Origin of the sequence: Nostoc sp., assembly GCF_036919555.1 — a bacterium.
Classification (GTDB): Bacteria; Cyanobacteriota; Cyanobacteriia; order Cyanobacteriales; family Nostocaceae; genus Nostoc.
Genome location: NZ_JBALCS010000039.1, coordinates 62,185 through 81,484, shown reverse-complemented (window position 1 = coordinate 81,484; position 19,300 = coordinate 62,185). Strand labels below are relative to the sequence as shown.

Below are 19,300 nucleotides of genomic sequence, written 5' to 3'. Positions count from 1 at the left end.
GAATGGCGAAATGTCTACAAATAGGACTAAAGCTTGAGCAATATTGCTCAGGCATGATTTTATTAGCTATGACTATGTGTTTCACTGATTGGGATAAAGGTCTGCCATCAAAGGTAGCCTATTACGCCAAGCAAACGGAGGTTTCATGTCGATATCTAAAGCTGTTACCAGCAATCTTACTTCTCAAAACAGCGTTGAAAAACGCTTGCAGATAGAGCGTTTGCTAGGAGCAACTCAAATAGTTGCACCTAGTGCTGGAAATGATGTGGTTAAGGGATTAACTCAAACACCTAAATCTCTACCCCCTTCTTACTTTTATGATGACCGTGGTTCTGATCTGTTTGAGCAAATCTGTGATTTACCAGAATATTACCTCACACGCACAGAAACAACGATTTTACAGCAGTTTGCTAGTGAAATTGCCAAGATAACTGGCGCTTGTGAATTGGTAGAACTTGGTAGTGGCAGTTCTAGCAAAACCCGGATTTTACTAGATGCCTACCAGAATCTAGGCTATCCCTTGCATTACCTACCAATTGATGTGTCTAGAGGTATGTTGGAAAGTAGCGCCAAGCAGTTATTAGAAGATTATCCCTTACTGCAAGTTTATGCACTAGCGGGAACCTATGAATTAGCCCTTGCACAACTCCTACCGACGCAATTACCCAGTCGGATGATTTGTTTTATTGGTAGCAGTCTAGGTAATCTTAGACCTGATGAGTGTGATGTGTTCTTCTCTCAAATTACAGAAGCCCTACAAGTAGGTGAGTATTTCTTGTTAGGGATAGATTTACGAAAGCCGAAACAGATTTTGGAACCAGCTTATAACGACAGCCAAGGAGTGACGGCAGCATTTAACCTCAATATGCTGGAGCATTTAAATCAGCGCTTTGAGGGGAATTTCGACACTACGCAGTTTGAACACTGGGCGTTTTACAATGAAAGTGAGCATCAAATAGAAATGCATTTACGCAGCCGGCGATCGCAAATTGTAGAATTACGCGCTCTTAACCTCAAGGTTAATTTTACACTAGGTGAAACTATCCTCACCGAAATCTCTCGCAAATTTGACCTTAATACTATCAAGCCGCAACTCACCGCACAGGGTTTATTACCTCTTCATGTGTGGACAGATCCAAATCAATGGTTTGGTTTACTCCTCTGTCAACTGCAAGCATAAAGCAAATCAGGGTATGTCTCACATATATTGTGGTTCTCAGTTGAGTCCAATATAGACCTAACAAAAACAGCCCTTTACGCCAGTTGCTACAACGGGGAGGCAGCGCGATCTTGGGGGTTTCCCCCATGAGTGACTGCTCCCTATTAGCCTAAGCAAGTAAACTAAATGTTTAGCGGCTAATTATTGCCGCATCGAAGGTCTGGGAAAAATTCTGCTGAATATAGGAATCCTTGCCTGAGGCTTAGTTGCAGTTATATTGGCATTAGCAGCAGAAGAGTTATTAACTGCTTCAGCGAGAATAGGTGGTTTGGTATTAGTAGAATTGGCAAAATCACTCAATGGGATAGCAGAAGGTGAATTTGAAGATATGGAACTAATATTATCAGTATTTTGACTATTGGTTTTTACCGGAGTTTCAGCTTGAGATGGAGTAACGATGAGAGTCGGACTTGTTGCTAATACCAGTATGAGCAAATGAGAAATATATTGTTGCATGGCGATTGGTAAAATGGGTTGATAAATATTCAAAGCTTAAACAAGTTGTGTTTGTTATTAGTTGGAAATAAAATCGCAATTTTCCAAGATAAATCATCACGCTGTTGTTTAATCAAACACGATCAGAGCGATTTCCAAATGAATAGACTACTAACGCTTAGTACATTAATTTCCTAACAACAACCGAACTTCCCTCAATCACCTTTCCTGCAAGGCAAGGCGAAGATCGACTTCTCTTTTGTAAAAAGAGAGCGGTTATTTTAAGACTACTGAATCGGTGTTCTAGAGAGTTGGCAAATAGATACACCTGGAAAAATTGACGTTTTTCATCAACTAAGCCAGTACAACTATTAATATCTTAGTTACATTTAACTTGTTACTAAAAGAGGAATATTACTGAACTTTTTTTAAAAGCTGATTTAGAGAAAATAAACTCTTAATTCGCATATTTAACTAGCTAAAGTAGAAAGTATATGAAATTTTAATAAAACCTGAGTTTGATGAAATAGCTTCTGTAAATAAATACGTGTATACCTTCAGCAATATAGGAATCCGATTTAATTGCGTGAAAAAATCTAAGTATATGTAGGGTGCGTTAGGAATATGCCGTTATACTTGGCGAGTCTCTAGTTAAACAATAAAATGTGCAAGCTTTTTTTGGGGTTGGCGTAGATGCGGAGCGGCTTATCGTCAGACATCGCTCCTTAAACCGCAGATGTTGTATATTTCAGTTTATTAGTATAACCCTGGACTTTTACAGATACCGGGTTGACACTTTATAGACTGGCTAAAGATTCACAAATCTATGCGGAATTGATACTAGAGGCACTGAAGTTGATAGCAGCAACATCACTTATCAGCAAAATTATGAATACAACCCAGAGATATTTTTTACCCCTTATTTTTGTGACAATAATTGTCAGCATCAGCAGTTGTAGTTCTAACCCCACCGCTCGTAATATTGACAGTGGAACGCCATCCCCCACCACAACACTGACGAATAGCCCATCGTCATCGTCTCAGACTCCCAGCCAAATTTCTAGCGTCGCTCAGTTGAGAGAAAAATCTCCTAATCAAGAATCTCCTAAGGAAAATACGCCTTCCTCATCAACTTCTAAAGCTGCCACTAGCAAAACTACCAGTGTTAAACTATATACGAGTGATACCCAATGTCAAGAACTCATTCCAGAAAAGGTTTCAGTACCAGCCGAGGAACCAGTGACAAATGTAGTGAGTAAAATTTTAGAAAAACGAGATACAAGCGACTTTAGCTTGTCTGGGTATCGTGTCAATATAAAAAATGGCATTGCTACAGTTGATTTGCGAATATCTCCTGAGTCAAAGCGGCAAATAGCTTCTCTTTCTAGTTGTGAACAGTTTGCTCTATTTGGTAGTCTCCGTAAAACTCTAACGAGTAATACCCAATGGAATATTAAAGAGGTTCGCTTCACCGAGCGAGGTGAGGACATTGTTCTTTAGAATCTGAACAGCGACAGGATTCCTGCATCAGCAGTTGTGAAAACTGTGTATATTCTAGTTAATATAGTGGTATTCTTCATTTTAGCCATAACTTTATAGCAGCAATTCGCGGGTGTAATTCAGTGGTAGAATCTCACTTTCCCAAGGTGATCGTCGTGGGTTCGAGTCCCATCGCCCGCTTTCAAATCAGAACCTAAGCTAGCTATGTGATTGCTGCCGTTGGTATAGTTGCTCACAAGTTTGTTGAGCCAGACTTCACTAGGGGTCTAGAGTCTGCGGGCATCCTTACTACACGCCATATACTACAGGTTGCCGATCAAGCGCCGACGTTCAATAGACTGATATTTCTATTGGGATGGGAATTTTCAGCAGCAGGGAGTTTAAATTCAAGACCATACTTTGTCGAGGCAATTGCGATCGCTTTTTCGAGGTCGGCAGGATTAACGACTCCCAATTTAAGAGTATTATCAGCAGTTTTTTAACAATTTACGCACAAGCATCTAGGTACTCGCCAATTGATGGCAGCTAATGGTAAAAAACAATTAGCGATTCGCAATTAGCACTATGGCAAATTTTCTCCAACCGCCAAGGTTACGCATTGGTGAAGACACTGAAGAAGAACGACGCGCCACTTGGCTAGAACTTTTTTATGATTTGGTTTTTGTAGTTGCAATTTCTCAACTCGCCCACAATCTCAACGAGGATATCTCTCTATCAGGATTGTTTGGGTTTGTAGTCCTATTTATACCAGTTTGGTGGTCATGGATTGGCACTACATTCTACGCCAACCGCTATGACAGCGATGATGTTGGACATCGACTGCTGATTGGTATACAAATGCTGACAGCAGCAGCAATGGCTATTAATATCCACCACGGTCTGGGTGAGAGTTCCCCTGGTTTTACCATTTCCTATGCTCTCGGTCGGATTGTGCTTGTAATAGAGTACGTCCGGGCTGGAAGACATATCCCTTCAGCGCGTCCTTTGACCACTCGCTATGCTATTGGTTTTGCGATCGCAGCCTTCCTTTGGTTAATATCAGCATCTGTACCCATTCCTTGGCGGTTCGGATTCTGGGCACTGGGAATCATTATTGACTTTGCTACACCCTTAACAGGACATAAGTTTCAGTTAGGTTTACTTCCCCACGCCTCACACTTACCGGAACGTTTCGGGCTATTTACCATTATTGTTTTGGGCGAAGCAGTTATTGCGGTGGTCAATGGTGTTTCTGAGCAGAAATGGGATACTTTAACTGTAATTTCTGGCGTGTTTGGTCTAATTATCGCTTTTAGCTGGTGGTGGGTCTATTTTGAGAATCTGGGTGGCACACCCATTCAGATAGCGCGAACACATGGAAAAGTTGGTGTTGTCAATCTCTGGCTCTACACCCATTTACCGCTAGTAATTGGAATTACTGCTGCTGGAGTTGGTGTAGAACAAATTTTGTTGAGTAAGCCAACTTTAGCACTACCCGATTCCCAGCGATGGCTCATCTGTGGTTCAGTAGCATTATGCTCTCTAGCCGTCAGCATTCTCCACAGATTTGGGGTGATCCGTTATTGCAAAATCCGTTCCCAGTATCGACTTGGGGGTGCAGTTGTGCTGCTAGCGATCGCCATCTTAGGCAAAGGTTTGTTACCTGTTACAGTCATTGCCCTTGTAGCTGTAGTTTCTGCTGGGCAAGTAGTTCAAGATTTGTATCAGAGTCGTCCCACTACCCGTTTGGTTGACCCAGAAATCTAGCTCATAGCGCAGTGGCGCACATCTTGCGCCACTGCGACGTATCCACGTAATTTAAATCTAAGTCATTTTATAAAATACATCTATCCTATGGAGGATTTTATATCTATATAAATATTTATTTATATAGTTATTTAAAGATGATGTAATCTCAGCATTCAAACTCGACGCTGTAATGCTGATAACTCAACGCCTTGCCGTCTATCAGAGGTGACAGAACTAAGGGAGGAATGTCAAGATTAGGAGATGTACCTTTGGTCGATGAAGTCAAGTAGGTGAAATATTTATTAATATTATTAATAGCAAGTCTAAATTCAGCGTCAGGAGTCCGAAAAAATTCCTAATGGCAGGTATTTCGCATCAATCACCAAATTCTTCACCAACGGAACAGAAGATTATGAAAGACCAAGAACCATCAGACTCTAAGGAATTCGTCGGAAATCTCAAGAATGGGATTTGGCTGTTTGGGCTGTCATCCTGGGTATTTGGCATTACCGATCGCAGTATTGCTTCATTTGCAGATGGTTATCTCTCGGCTTTGGATTTGACGCAACTATTCACGGCGGCTACGTTTTTTGTGGCGTGGCTATTTTTGAAACCGACATCCAGAGTTTAAGATTGGCAACTGGTTGAGTATCAAGTCACGCTAGTCTGATAAAGATTTAGAAAGATTATCTATTTGATCGCCATAAGGGGTGCGCCACAGAATGCATAGATTCCTTTGCATTGATCACAATCAGGGTAATTCGTAAAATCTCCGAATTACCCTGATTTCTAGTTTTCAGGGAAGAGAATCAGGATCTATACCGAGTTTGCGCTACCTTTGTACCAGCATTTTGGCATGTTCTTCCAGCGTTAGTAAACGTCGTTCTATGCCAATTCCTAAACCTACCTCTGGTAGCCAAACAGGATTTACTGACAGCGATTGATACTCGTTATTGACTGGAACTACAAAATTTTTCTAATTTTCCGGAATTGATTATGCTCAGGTGGTAGTATCTATCAGACTACCGATTTATACTGAAACTCTATAACGAACCTTCGGGGAATATAACCCCATTTCGGATTAAAAGCCCGGTCATCATGGCCGGGCTTTTGACAAGGAATTAAAAAAATTGGGGTTAACTCTGGAAAATCCCAGAATTACCCCAATTTTTAAAAGTTAGAAGTTGGGAATTGTTTTTAACTCCTAACTCCTAACTACTGATTAATTAGGCAAAGGCGGCGGTTGTCACATCATTATTCGAGAGAATTTCTTGCAACTCTTCGGCGTCTACCGTTTCTTTATCAACCAACATTTGCGCTATTTGATCTAAAATGTGGCGGTTACGCACCAACACTTCTTTAGCGCGTGTATAGGCTACATCTACAAGTTTGCGGACTTCTTCATCAATGGCGGCGGCGGTTTCTTCAGAAAAATCGCGCTCTGACATAATATCCCGTCCCAGGAACATATTACCTTGCTGACGACCAAGGGCAACTGGGCCTAAGCGATCGCTCATCCCAAATCTGGTGATCATCTGACGGGCAACACGGGCTACTTGTTGTAAGTCGTTGGAAGCACCAGTGGTAACTTCTTCTTCACCAAAGATTAATTCTTCAGCAATCCGACCACCCAAAGCCACTGCCATCTGATTTTCGAGATAAGCGCGGCTGTACAAACCAGTGTCCATCCGGTCTTCGCTGGGGGTAAACCAAGTTAAACCACCTGCGCGACCGCGAGGAATGATGCTAATCTTCTGCACAGGATCATAGTCTGGCATCAAAGCACCAACCAAGGCGTGACCAGCTTCGTGATATGCCACCAAGGTTTTGCGCTTTTCACTCATTACTCGGTCTTTCTTCTCTGGGCCAGCTAATACGCGATCGATCGCGTCGTTGATTTCATCCATCGAAATTTCAGTCAAATTCCGGCGTGCTGCCAGAATTGCGGCTTCATTTAACAGGTTGGATAAATCTGCGCCAGTAAATCCAGGGGTACGACGGGCGATTTTATCCAAGTCCACATCTTTGGCCAAGGTTTTGCCACGGGCGTGTACCTTGAGGATTTCGCTACGTCCGGCATAATCAGGACGGTCTACCACAACTTGACGATCAAAGCGACCAGGACGCAACAGCGCTGCATCAAGGACATCAGGACGGTTAGTAGCGGCAATAATGATGATGCCAGTGTTGCCTTCAAAACCGTCCATTTCTGTGAGCAACTGGTTGAGGGTTTGTTCCCGCTCATCGTTACCACCGCCTAAACCTGCACCCCGTTGACGACCTACCGCGTCAATTTCATCGATGAAGACGATACAAGGCGCGTTGGTCTTAGCTTGTTCAAATAAATCGCGGACGCGGGATGCACCCACACCCACGAACATTTCCACAAATTCCGAACCGGAGATCGAGAAGAAGGGTACGCCTGCTTCCCCTGCTACGGCACGAGCTAGGAGGGTTTTACCTGTACCAGGAGGGCCAACTAATAGTACACCTTTAGGAATTTTTGCACCAACGGCGGTAAAGCGATCGGCGTTTTTCAGAAAGTCTACGACTTCGTTTAATTCCAACTTGGCTTGGTCAATACCAGCGACATCGCCGAATGTCACCTGAGTTTGTGGTTCCATTTGCACTCTGGCTTTGGATTTGCCAAAGTTCATCGCTTGGCTACCTGGGCCACTTTGAGCGCGACGTAGCAAGAAGAATAAGCCAACCAAAAGCAATACAGGAAAAAATAAGCTGCTCAGTGCCTTAAACCAAAATCCTTCGTCGGTTTGGGGCAAAACAGAAATATCAACGCCTTTTGAAGACAGAGTATTGATCAGGTCTGGATCGTTGACTAAGGTAACAATCCGTTTATTTGGGTCATATTTGGGTGTAACTAGTGCTGTAGAGCGATCTGCACTCAAACTGACTTTTTCTACTCTGCCTTGTTGAACTTCCTGAATAAAGCGACTGTATCGCCATGTCTCTCTGCTTTGGGGTTGTTTGTCAAAAAATGCTGTTCCCAGCGCAATGACGACAATAAACAGCAGCGCGTACAGCCCTGCATTTCTCCATTTTTTATTCACTAAGGTCTATCCTCCTGTATTTTTCGCGCGTTAGCTGTTGAGCGGGCGCTTTGCGCCATCGCTTACCGTCTTTGCTCGGAAAGGTCATTATTAAGAATTATGTTAACTTATCTTAAGTGTAACAAAGTGGCGTAGCTTTCATGCTGCAAAAAGCTCCCTGATTTGCTGAAAACTAGGATGGTAGGAATTATATTGTAGCGACCCTGTAGGCTGATGAACGGTATGAATCGGAATAATTTCTACCACACTATTAGTGTAGGCGATCGCTTCAAATCTCTGGACTAATTCGACGCTCCAAGTTTCTTCTCGCACTGGCTGCGGGTGGTTTTGTAACCATTTTACAAGTTGCGATCGCAAAATTCCCGGTAAAATTCCTGCATTTTTTGGTGGTGTCCACCAACTGCGATCGCACCATCCCCAAAGATTGCCTGTGCTGGTTTCTAGCCAATTTCCTTCAGCATCGACTAATATTACTTCTTCAGCATCTAAGCTAGTTTTTGCCAACCAAGCACTCAAATAGTTTCCAGTTTTATGAGAGGGGAGAGAGCGATAAAATTCAGGACTAGCAATGGCGCATATAATACCATTATTTTGTTTTTCTGTCAAATTTTGTGGTAAGAATCTGCCAGTTATCCACTCGCGTCCATCAGGAAAGAGGGTAATTCTGAGAACGGGGAAATATGCAAGGAGAATTTGGGCACCTTGACGTACACGGTTCCAGTCTGGTTGCTGCCAACCAAAAGTTTGTATTGAGAAAAGTAAGCGATCGCAGTGTGAAAGCCAATTGGTTAAACTACTATCTAGCGAATTCTCATAAACCCGCAACGTTGTAAAAACAGTCGCCCCATAAAGTAATCCCGGATCGTTAATATTTAACTCTAAAGTTTGGGAGTGAATTAATTTCCCGTCATACCAAAAAATGCCATTTTTCACACTCATCTTGCTTGACGAATTACGAATTACGAATTATTTTAATCCTTTGGTGGAAATACAATTTTATTAGTACCTTCAGGAGTTGTAATTACTTTTCCTCCCAAAGCTTCGATTGCCCGAATTGCTCGTTTCCGAGTTCTCTGATCAACTTGATTATTTAAAACCATTGCCCAGGTAGAAATCTGAGCATATTTACTGTTAGGATTTCGACTCAAAAATTCAGCAGTTCTTTGGGAAGTATTAGCTATAAGCTGACTCTCTGCATCTGAAAAGTTACTAGCCCAGTTTGCCGCCGTTGCAAAAGATTTTTGGGCAGCTTGAGCGTTTCCTAAAAATAATAACTCATCAATTCCTTTGTAACGCCATACGTAATAAGACTTTTCGGGAACTGAGGGAGATAGTGATTTTAAGCCTTTCTCTGATAGTGCGATCGCGCGTTCTGGCATACCAGCATACAATGAAGTACTGATAGAAAGACTCCGATACACTGCTAAAAATCGCGGGTCACGTTCTATAATTACTTCAAAATATTCTGGACTTAAACTATAACCTGTTTTATCCCGAACCTCATCATCTCCAAAATATTGTAAAAAATTGAGATATACCAAATCGGCGATGAAGTTATCATAACCAAAACTAGGCATTTTTTGGAGAAAATTAAGACTGAGTTTTTCAGATTTTATTTCTTTTTCTAGAGTTTCTAAAGAGGCAGATTGTTTGCTATTTATTAGTTTTTGCAATTGGGGGAATTGAATTAAGCCAACTCCTAAAATACATACACAAACTACTAAAGGTGTAGCAAAAGCATTACGCGATAACAACAACATATTTTTCTGATTTTTATCCGCATAGTCATATCATTGTATACATAGTGATATGGGAAAAGTCGGACAGCACTTGTGCGTTTACGCTTTGCTAGGTCAAATAGAAAATAGGTAAACTAAAATAAATTTATTTAACTTACTAGTCTTAACTTATACTTGTATACTCTCTTAACTCTAAATGTTTCTTTGTGTATAAGTAGGAGCTAATTTATACCTATGAGAACGAAGCGCCTAAAAGCTAATTAAATAATTCTTTCAGAATCACACCACTTAGGACAACGGGGAGAACTCCTACCGCAGTGCTGGACTTACCCACAGTGGCTCCAATATCTATAATGGGGTATTATCCTTTGTTTAAAATAAATTTAGCTTTGAGAAATCACGACCACGACTTTTACTTTTATTTATAAAAAACTTCTTAAATTATTAAGTTTTTTTACTTTAGTTACTTTTATTAAGTAAAAGCCTTGAAAGTTTTGACATAACCTAAAGTTGTGTTTATACTGAAATCTTTAACCTCTCAAATAAAATGTCATGGTAAATCATACTGCTGAAAACACAAAAATTAATGGCCAATCTAGCGAAAATGGAGAAAATAATAGTCAATTTAGTAAGCCAAGTAGTGAATTTAAAAGAAAACTTAATCAGATGAATACTAAGGGGGAAGGATTCAATATTGATGACGTTATTGATGCTATTAAAACAGCAATAGTTGAAGTTGTAGAGTTAGAAATTACCACTTGGGTTCCAGACTCCTCTACTCAGTTTGAAGAACTACAAGGGCAACAAATTGCTAAACCAGGTAATCGAATGTACACCAGAATTAATCTAATTGATGGTGATATAAACAATGAAGTTGGTAGTCAATTTCTTGGTAGTGGACCATATACAGAACTTCGTGACTTTCATTTAAGTCAAATCAAAGAAAGTCGGGATATTATGCAAAAAAATATAGAAACTTTGCAGAAGTTGTATGGATTTTTTATAGAAATTATGAAATCTCGCAAAACTTTACAACAATCGCCATCCCGTCCATAGTAGTCGTACTGAAATGCCTAGAGTATAGGAACCTGTCCAAACCTATAGGTTAATTTGCTTTAGAGAAATAAAGGAAATTATTATGCCTAACAAAATTCAAGAAGAAGCCACATATCTGCTACAGAAACTAGTCTCATCTGTACATGGATTAGTCGATGATATTACAGCTTTAGAAGTGAACACGATGGTTGTGGAGGAAATTACTGGCGCAAAGTTTAATGCTTGGCAAGCATATGAACAGATTTATTCAATAAATGACAAAGACTACTTTGATGTCAAAGGAATTCCAAATCCAGACAATTTAACAGAACCAGAAAAAACTCAAGCTCAAGAACTACGCAAGCGTTATACAAGTCTATTTTCACAACTTGAAAGAGAATATTTTTATATTCTCCTTGAACAAAGTAGTAATACTAGTGAGCCAGACCCCAGGATAATACAATATCAGGAGCGTCTTAAATATAAAGTGGAACATCAAGCAAATATTGTTCAAACTGATCAGGTATACATAAAGCTAGCTCAACCAATATTGCCTGCTCCGGCTCCTCTTGCAAATGAACAAGATAATCAAAAAAATTTGCGCCAAAGGTGGGAAGAGATTGAAAACCTTTTGAATAATGGTAAATTTATTCGTACTCTGCGAAAAATGTCTGAACTTAAAGCTGCACTTGATGGTGGTGACATTAAAAGCGTAGATATTGATGTTATTTATGCTCAAACTGTTATGCAGTTAGATGGAGATATTATCAGCCGTTACCATAAAAACCTATTTGAATTACCTGAAGTTGATAGAGATTTAATCATAAAAATACACAATGAAGGGATAGTTGCTGGAGAAAAACAGTGGCGTGGAACACTAGATTTTCTAATTAGTATTGTACAAAGTCTCGCGAAATTATCCCGACAATGAACGCTTATAAAACACACACAGATCAACAAAATGATGTTCAACTCTCTTTCTTTGTACAAATCCCTCAAGGCACTCCTATTGAACTTGAAATTAAGGTTGAGCCAGCACAGTATACTTTTTATCTAGATAGGGCAGTTTTAAAACAAATTGAGCAAGCCCGAAAAATAGGCTGTTCTGTGTACATTCCGCCAAAATTACTAGCTTATCTTTGGTACTACAACTGCTTTAGCGATAATATTTGCTTTAGTAATAATCCTGTGCAATACAATAAATTAGTAATTAATAAAAAAAACTTGAAACCTTTTGAGAATACTTTTATAGTAACTTTTATTAGATTATTGTGGAGTAAATCATTACAAAAGAAATCGACGTTACAGCATGGACTTACTTTTAATTTTTATTATAGAGAAAATACATCAGCTTTATATTTTTGGAAAGAACAAGATATTGTTTTACAAAGTAATATCTTATTTTATGGCGATATAATTCACAAAATCAGGAGTGATTTTATCCAAAATCCTGAGTGTTTAAATATTACTTATCTGCATTATTGGCTTATTGAACAAATATTAAACTATCTTCGGACTAATCTAAATCTGCTAGTTTGGGAGATAGCTTCTCTCTTTCCTGCTGGTTTTGTAGTTTACAATCTCCATCTAGCAAATGTAATGATATCAATATTTGCTTGGATCGGGTTAACTATATTATTTGCTACTACCCGCTATGTACTTGTTAATCAACTTCAAAGAGGTACTTCCATCAACTCTAAATTTATAAATAGGTTGATATGGACGCTGATTTGTCTCATTCCTAATGTTGTTGTTGGTGCTACTAGTGGCTTTAGTAATGTTTATGCCTTATTATTACCGCTTTTGTCCCTTATCGCCCCAAAACTTGTAGAGTGCATTTTAAGTTTTATCAGTCCGCGAGTTTGGAAACTTATTATACGTAGGTTCCTATCTTTATAAGTATTTATAACTATTTTTTAATAACTGCCAACATTGTTGAGCGATCGCCCAATCTTCTTGAGTATGAATAACTAATACCCGCACTGCTGAATCGGGTGTAGCAATATCCTGATCAACAGGTTGCTGTTGATTTTTCTCAAGGTCTATTTTCAATCCGATAAATCCAAAGGCTTCACAGGCTGCTTGGCGAATTTCTGGAGAGTGTTCACCTACGCCTGCTGTGAATACCAAAGCATCTAATCCGCCCAAACTGGTAAGCATTGCACCGATCGCAGAACGCAAGCGATGTACGTAGATATCCCAGGCCAATTGAGCGCGGGAATTGCCTTGAGGGTAGGCGTAGCCCGTCGTAGACATCGCTTCTCTCACTTCACGCATATCGCTAGATACACCCGAAATTCCCTTTAATCCAGAAGCTTTATTTAATATATGATCCAACCTTTCGACGGAGTAATTGCAGTACCGCAACAGATAAATCAGAATCCCCGGATCAACTGAACCAGAACGGCTACCCATCATCAATCCTTCTACGGGCGTGAATCCCATTGTGGTATCAATACTGCGGCCATTTTTAATCGCCGCCAAAGAGCAGCCATTGCCCAAATGACAGTTAATTAACCGCTCAGGTGGGACATCTCGACCGAGAATTTGGGCAGCACGTTGAGAACAATATTGGTGACTGATACCATGAAACCCATAGCGACGGATACCTTGCTCTACCCACTCATAGGGGCCGGGATAGATTGCTGCTGCATCGGGTAGAGTGGCATGAAATCCGGTATCAAAGACTGCTACTTGGGTGACATCTTTTAAGATGTTTTCAATTGCTTCTATGCCTTCTAAAGCGACTGGATTATGGTCTGGAGCAAGGTTTGACAGACGTGCGATCGCCTTTTTGACATCCTCCGTAATTACCACACTATCTCGGTAATCCTGTCCACCATGTACTATCCGATGCCCCACCACATCGATTTCTGACAACTGATCAATTACCTTGGTAGCACCATAAGTAAGTGTATGGAGCATATAGGTGAGGTGTGCCTGTGGGGAATCAGCAGAGATTGATTTTTGCAGCGTTGCACCCATAGCGGTTTTTACTTCAATTTCTGCCACACCCCGATCTTGAGTCCAGTTGATTTTGCCTTCCCAAAGGGGTTGGGCTGCTTGGGTGGGTAGAGCCTCATCTGCAATCTCATACAGACAACTCTTTTGGCTGCTCGATCCGGCATTCAGCACCAATATCTTCATATAACAACATAAAAACATGACCTCCTTTGATCATGTCACTAAATGTAGCCTCATGCTTCTAGCCTATGGGCATAATATGCAGGCTCATTGCTGCTAGTTGGTGACGGCAGGATTTACCTTTTTATCATCTATCTGGGGATAGATTTATAGTCGATAACCAGGCGATCGCCAAATTTCTATACTCCACCCAAATGCCTCAAATTCTCGCAAAGTACCACTAGGGAATCCCTCTCAAAAGTTGCGTCAGGCGTTTGGTTGGTCGTCTACATATAAGCCATAGCATCATCTGAAGACGATATTTCTACCACGCAACCAATTTGTGGACAACTTCAAGCCTGCCTGATAAAATTACAGGAGCGAAAAATTTGAGTTTTTGATGAGCCAGGGGTAAGCCCGATCAAGTAAAAAGCGCAAAATGTCCAAGCGTAGTTACGCCATTCTAGGAACTGGTGCATTAGGTGGCTTTTATAGTGCCAAACTGCAAAAAGCTGGTTTAGATGTCCACTTTCTGCTGAAGAGTAATTATGAATATGTCAGTAAATCTGGTTTGGTTATTGAGTCAAAAGATGGTGATTTCACCCTGACTCAAGTTAATGCCTACAATGATGTAAAAAAAATGCCACAATGCGATGTGGTGGTGGTAGCACTAAAGACGACACAAAACTATTTATTGCCGCAGATGTTACCGCCACTCGTCAAGGATGATGGGGTAGTGTTGGTATTGCAAAATGGACTGGCGGTGGAAGAAGAAGTTGCCAAAATAGTTGGCAATGTCAGCATCATTGGTGGGTTGTGTTTTCTCTGTTCCAATAAAGTCGAAGCAGGACATATCCGCCAACTCGACTATGGACAAATTACTCTAGGGGGATATGTTTCTGGCTATGATCCTACTGGAATTACAGATAAGATGCGGCAAATTGCCGATGACTTGAAGAGTGCTGGTATCTCAATGGAATTAGCTGAAGACTTATTACTAGGGCGATGGAAAAAATTGGTGTGGAATATTCCCTATAATGGACTGTCTGTAATTCTCAACGCTAGAACAGATGAATTAATGTCCTATGTCCACACCCGCAAATTAGTTGAACAGTTGATGTATGAAGTTGCAGCAGGTTCCAAAAGTTGCGGACGCATCATTCCTGATAGCTTCATTCAAACAATGCTGGATTACACCGTGAAGATGAAGCCTTATCGTACCAGCATGAAAATTGACTACGACGAAAGACGGCCTTTGGAAGTAGAAGCAATTTTTGGTAACCCATTACGGAAAGCGCAAGCAGCAGATGTGGATTTACCGCAGATTAGTTGTATATATCAGCAGCTAAAGTTTTTGGATGAGAAAATAAGAGTGGGAGATCGCCAAAACGCTTAATTCCTACTGCCACTCTGCACTTTGTCCAACGCCAAGACTCAAGAATTATCGCCGTTGTCATTAGGGACTACCAAAAAAATCAAATCATTATTTTTTATAGTCTGCGTTTATTTTTTCTGGCCGTTTATTTTTTTGGTAGTCTCTAAGTCACCGGGTTTCAGGGGCGATGGTAAGATTTTGGATGGCATGAAAAAAGTTAGGAGTTAAGAATAAAGACGATAACCCATAACTGCCATAAAATTTTGTTGAATCATTTTTTAAAGCGATCGCTGTTTAGATGCCCTTTTGTTGAAAAATATTGTAAGTGTGAGTAGTTTTTATAAAAATTAGAACTGATGTTTGACCATCTATCGTTTGGGGTGAGTAGTTTAGAACGCAGTCTAGCCTTCTACGATGCTGTACTTGCGCCATTAGGCATCAAGCGCCTATTTAATTTGCCTGACATTGCTGCTTATAGTGCCGGTACTTACCCCATGTTTTGGATTGGGAATCGCCGAGAGTTTACCCATGAGGTATCCGAGGGGTTTCATTTGGCATTTGCGGCTGATAATCGCCCTGCGGTGGATGCTTTTTATCAACAAGCGATCGCTTTGGGGGCTAAGGACGATGGCGAACCTGGATTACGTCCACATTACCACCCCAATTATTATGCTGCTTTTGTGATTGATCCTGACGGGTATCGCATAGAAGCCGTTTGTCATCAACCAGCTTAAGCGATCGCCACAATTGAGTGCTGAGTTAGGAGTTATATCATGTCCGGCAAATTACCCATAATAAAAGAACCCCACCCCGCTCTTCGGGCTACGGTGTATACACAAGTCCTAAAATCCTTGCCTGGTAAGATACAAGCCTTAATGGGCAAGGTTTTGATTTGATCAAGTTGATTATCAATAGTGTCAGATTATTGATAGAGGCATAACGGAAAATCAAGGATTTTAAAAATAATTTTCCGTTCTTTTCTGTCCATTTGATTGCCAACTAGACTTGTGTATACACGGTAGGCTCTTCGGGAGGGGAGACAAAGCACAGCTTTGGCGGGGTGGGGTTCTTCGGGTTTAATAAGCAATCAACCGGACATGATATTAGACATCTCCAGAAATTAATTATGCGTTACCTGAAACCCTTGTAGAGACGTAGCACTGCTACGTCTCTACATTCATTTTGGGAAATGTCTATTAGGAGTATTATCTCCTCTGCCCAATGCCCAATGCCCCTCCTCTCAATTTGGTAAACCCTCTACCCGCATCAAATCCAATTCCCGTTCAAATATTTCATCAATTGGCAACATTTCACCATCAACAGTCATAAATTTATGATCTTTTGTTGCCCGAATCAATGAACCATCTTCCAAACAATACTCAAACACCTCTTGTTGTCCGCGATCGTGCCACTGTGCCACAGGTTGCGTGTAAATATTTCCATTATTATCAACGCTGTACACAGTACATTCAATGCGTTTTTCTACAATTTCCCCAATCGACAGCAATCCGTATTCTACTGTCAATATTTCGGTGTCATAGCTTAAACAATATTCAGCAAACTTCAACATTTGCTCAAATAATTCATCCGCAATTTTTTTCTGAACACCATTTTTCGCTGCGCCATCCACGAATTTTTCTCGCTGCTTTTGCATCTCAGAAACTTTCTTTTTACCCATCGCCCGACGCAGCAGGTCAGCTTGTCCTAATGTATATCCAGCCATATCCTGAGCAATTTTCATGATTTGCTCTTGATAGACCATAATTCCATAGGTTTCGTCTAATATTGGTTCCAGAATGGTGTGTTGATAATCAATGTTTTCTCGCCCGTGTTTGCGGTTAATAAACTTCGGAATTAGTCCCGCATCTAATGGCCCAGGTCGATAAAGTGCCAAAATTGAAGAAATATCTTCTATATTAGAAGGCTTCAAATCTCGCACTATCTGACGCATTCCAGAAGACTCTAATTGAAATATCCCTTCTAACTCACCTGCTTCTAATAGGTCATAAGTTTTTTGTACATCTTTTGGGAGAGTACTATGTTCACCTTTAGCTAATATCTTCTGGGCTTTTCTTTCCTGGCGAGGAATTTCATCGGGGTCAATACGATATCCTTTAGTTTCTTGAATTAAATCAACGGTTTTTTGAATCAGCGTCAGGTTCCGTAAACCCAGAAAATCCATTTTCAACAAACCCATTGATTCCAGGTCTTCCATGAAATACTGGGTAATTACAGAACCGTCATTATTCTTCTGTAGTGGGACAATTTCATCAAGTGGATCGGCAGAAATTACCACACCTGCTGCATGAACCCCAAAGGTTTTGTTAGTTCCTTCAATTCGCATCGCCATATCAAGCCAATGGCGCACATGGGGTTCTTTATCATATTTCTCTTTAAACTGTGGTTCTGGGGTTTGATTAGAAATCATCACCTTCAGTTTTGTTGGTTTCCCCCGCACTACAGGAATTAATTTCGCCATTTTGTCAGCTTCCCCATAGGGAATATTCAACACTCTGGCGACATCTTTCAAAACTGCTTTAGAAGTTAGGCGGTTAAAAGTAATAATTTGGGCAACTCTATCTGCACCATATTTATCAGTTACATATTCAATAACTTTATCCCGTTGTTCAATACAGAAATCCGTATCAATATCAGGCATGGATTTACGTTCTGGGTTCAAGAAACGCTCAAAGAGTAGCCCATGATGCACAGGGTCAATATTAGTAATTCGCATCGCATAAGCAACTAATGAACCAGCCGCCGAACCCCGACCTGGACCCACAGGAATATTATTATCTCTAGCAAATTTGATGTAGTCCCAGACAACTAAAAAGTATTTGGAAAAACCCATCTGCTGAATCATTTTCAGTTCGTATTCCAATCTTTCTTTATAGACGGAATCGACTTCTTGGCGAGATTTACGATTTAATCGTTCTAAAAGTCCATTCCATGCAACATCTTCGGCGTAAGTATCAGCAGTATGACCAGAGGGAATGGGTGGTGTAGGAATCTGAGGCTCACCCATAATATTGTAAGGCTCGACTTTATCGGCCACTTTTTCAGTGGTAGCGATCGCTTCGATAATCACATCATCGGGCAAATGGTCACGAAATAGCTGCTGCATCTCCTCACCAGATTTGAGATATTCTGTGCCGCTATAACGCATCCGCTTATCTTCAATAATTAGCTTATGAGTCTGAATACATAGCAAAGCATCGTGGGCTTCAACGTCAAAACAAGAAATAAAATGCGAATCATTGGTAGCTACAAATTTAATCCCTAGCTCCCGCGCAATTTTGACAATTTCAACATTAACAATTCGGTCTTCTTGGGAGCCGTGATCTTGAATTTCTAGATAATAATCATCACCAAATACATCTTTATACCACTGAGCAACTTTCCGAGCTGCATCTGGTCTACCACTGAGAATCGCTTGAGGAACTTCTCCACCTAAACAAGCACTAGTAACAATCAAGCCTTCATGATATTCTTTTAGTAAATCTTTATTAATACAAGGACGAGAAAAAATTCCTTGACCTTGAACACCTTTCAGGTGAGAAATTGTGGTTAATTTGACTAAATTTTTATAACCTTTAGTATTTTTAGCTAAAACAACTTGATGATATTTGGGGCGGCGTTCTTGTTTGCCAATATCGCCGTTAATTACATACATTTCATTGCCGATAATCGGCTTAATATTTTGACTACGGCAGATTTTGATCAGTTCAATCGCGCCATACATGACACCATGATCAGTAAGAGCGATCGCTTTCATCCCCAGTGCGATCGCTTGATCCACCAACTCTGGTAGCTGACTTGCCCCATCGAGTAGACTATAGTCACTGTGAATATGTAAAGGTACAAAGGACATAAGCAATTAAAAATTCAAAATTCAAAATTCAAAAATAGAGCTACCGCAAGCATTAGAGCTACTGATCAGATGCAGTTTTAATGCTAATCAGCTGAACTCTAGGGGTCTACCTAGTCGCATACCCTTTCGAGCCGGATTTTAGAAAGCAACGGGATCTTAGATTAACTTGTTTCCGAAATTTTCACTTCCGAAAGTGAAGTTTTAATA

Annotated in this window: 16 protein-coding genes and 1 tRNA gene; 11 read left to right on the top strand and 6 right to left on the bottom strand. The window is 40.5% G+C overall.

Going from position 1 to position 19,300, the window contains the following annotated elements; genetic code table 11:
- Positions 1 to 145 precede the first annotated feature (145 nt).
- Entirely contained in the window at positions 146 to 1,180 is a 1,035-nt protein-coding gene (egtD, locus tag V7K36_RS11295; RefSeq protein WP_335115725.1) for an L-histidine N(alpha)-methyltransferase, read from the top strand.
- 180 nt (positions 1,181 to 1,360) lie between these two features.
- Here the strand turns inward: egtD and V7K36_RS11290 are convergent, their stop codons facing one another.
- Positions 1,361 to 1,708: a hypothetical protein gene (locus tag V7K36_RS11290; RefSeq protein WP_335115723.1), complete on the bottom strand. Its 348-nt coding sequence runs from the start codon at positions 1,706 to 1,708 to the stop codon at positions 1,361 to 1,363.
- Positions 1,709 to 2,542: 834 nt separating this feature from the next.
- On the opposite strand from V7K36_RS11290, the gene V7K36_RS11285 reads away from it, so the two are divergent.
- From V7K36_RS11285 to V7K36_RS11265, 5 genes are all read left to right on the top strand, one after another.
- Positions 2,543 to 3,154 carry a sporulation/spore germination protein gene (locus V7K36_RS11285; protein WP_335115721.1) on the top strand — a complete coding sequence of 204 codons (612 nt, stop codon included), beginning with the start codon at positions 2,543 to 2,545 and terminating at the stop codon, positions 3,152 to 3,154.
- A gap of 108 nt (positions 3,155 to 3,262) precedes the next feature.
- Positions 3,263 to 3,334, top strand: a tRNA-Gly gene (locus V7K36_RS11280).
- 26 nt (positions 3,335 to 3,360) lie between these two features.
- Positions 3,361 to 3,636 (top strand): hypothetical protein, encoded by a 276-nt coding sequence (locus V7K36_RS11275; RefSeq protein ID WP_335115719.1) that lies wholly within the window; start codon positions 3,361 to 3,363, stop codon positions 3,634 to 3,636.
- An 82-nt stretch (positions 3,637 to 3,718) separates the two neighbouring features.
- Positions 3,719 to 4,900, top strand: coding sequence for a low temperature requirement protein A (locus V7K36_RS11270; protein WP_335115718.1), 1,182 nt, complete (start codon positions 3,719 to 3,721; stop codon positions 4,898 to 4,900).
- 394 nt (positions 4,901 to 5,294) lie between these two features.
- Positions 5,295 to 5,513 carry a hypothetical protein gene (locus V7K36_RS11265; RefSeq protein WP_190729975.1) on the top strand — a complete coding sequence of 73 codons (219 nt, stop codon included), beginning with the start codon at positions 5,295 to 5,297 and terminating at the stop codon, positions 5,511 to 5,513.
- A 595-nt stretch (positions 5,514 to 6,108) separates the two neighbouring features.
- Here the strand turns inward: V7K36_RS11265 and ftsH3 are convergent.
- From ftsH3 to V7K36_RS11250, 3 genes are all read right to left on the bottom strand, one after another.
- On the bottom strand, positions 6,109 to 7,950 hold the full coding sequence (ftsH3, locus tag V7K36_RS11260) for an ATP-dependent zinc metalloprotease FtsH3 (RefSeq protein ID WP_335115716.1): 1,842 nt from the start codon (positions 7,948 to 7,950) through the stop codon (positions 6,109 to 6,111).
- Between the two features lie 138 nt (positions 7,951 to 8,088).
- Complete coding sequence (locus tag V7K36_RS11255) at positions 8,089 to 8,889, bottom strand: aminotransferase class IV (protein ID WP_335115714.1); 801 nt, start codon at positions 8,887 to 8,889, stop codon at positions 8,089 to 8,091.
- Between the two features lie 32 nt (positions 8,890 to 8,921).
- A complete protein-coding gene (locus tag V7K36_RS11250) occupies positions 8,922 to 9,710 on the bottom strand; it encodes a hypothetical protein (RefSeq protein ID WP_335115712.1) in 789 nt (262 codons plus the stop codon).
- Between the two features lie 531 nt (positions 9,711 to 10,241).
- Here V7K36_RS11250 and V7K36_RS11245 point away from each other — a divergent pair.
- The 3 genes from V7K36_RS11245 to V7K36_RS11235 all read left to right on the top strand — a co-directional run bounded on the left by V7K36_RS11245 (position 10,242) and on the right by V7K36_RS11235 (position 12,623).
- On the top strand, positions 10,242 to 10,745 hold the full coding sequence (locus V7K36_RS11245; protein ID WP_335115710.1) for a hypothetical protein: 504 nt from the start codon (positions 10,242 to 10,244) through the stop codon (positions 10,743 to 10,745).
- 82 nt (positions 10,746 to 10,827) lie between these two features.
- Entirely contained in the window at positions 10,828 to 11,655 is an 828-nt protein-coding gene (locus V7K36_RS11240; protein ID WP_335115708.1) for a hypothetical protein, read from the top strand.
- Positions 11,652 to 12,623, top strand: coding sequence for a hypothetical protein (locus V7K36_RS11235; protein WP_335115706.1), 972 nt, complete (start codon positions 11,652 to 11,654; stop codon positions 12,621 to 12,623). Before V7K36_RS11240 ends, V7K36_RS11235 begins: the two co-directional genes overlap by 4 nt.
- Here V7K36_RS11235 and V7K36_RS11230 read toward each other — a convergent pair.
- Entirely contained in the window at positions 12,618 to 13,871 is a 1,254-nt protein-coding gene (locus V7K36_RS11230; protein ID WP_335116056.1) for an acetate kinase, read from the bottom strand. The two genes, V7K36_RS11235 and V7K36_RS11230, sit on opposite strands and share 6 nt — an antisense overlap.
- A 415-nt stretch (positions 13,872 to 14,286) precedes the next feature.
- On the opposite strand from V7K36_RS11230, the gene V7K36_RS11225 reads away from it, so the two are divergent.
- Entirely contained in the window at positions 14,287 to 15,243 is a 957-nt protein-coding gene (locus V7K36_RS11225) for a putative 2-dehydropantoate 2-reductase (RefSeq protein ID WP_335115704.1), read from the top strand.
- A gap of 335 nt (positions 15,244 to 15,578) precedes the next feature.
- Entirely contained in the window at positions 15,579 to 15,956 is a 378-nt protein-coding gene (locus tag V7K36_RS11220) for a VOC family protein (RefSeq protein WP_334826658.1), read from the top strand.
- Positions 15,957 to 16,462: 506 nt separating this feature from the next.
- Here V7K36_RS11220 and V7K36_RS11215 read toward each other — a convergent pair.
- Positions 16,463 to 19,093: a DNA polymerase III subunit alpha gene (locus tag V7K36_RS11215; RefSeq protein ID WP_335115702.1), complete on the bottom strand. Its 2,631-nt coding sequence runs from the start codon at positions 19,091 to 19,093 to the stop codon at positions 16,463 to 16,465.
- Positions 19,094 to 19,300: the final 207 nt, after the last annotated feature.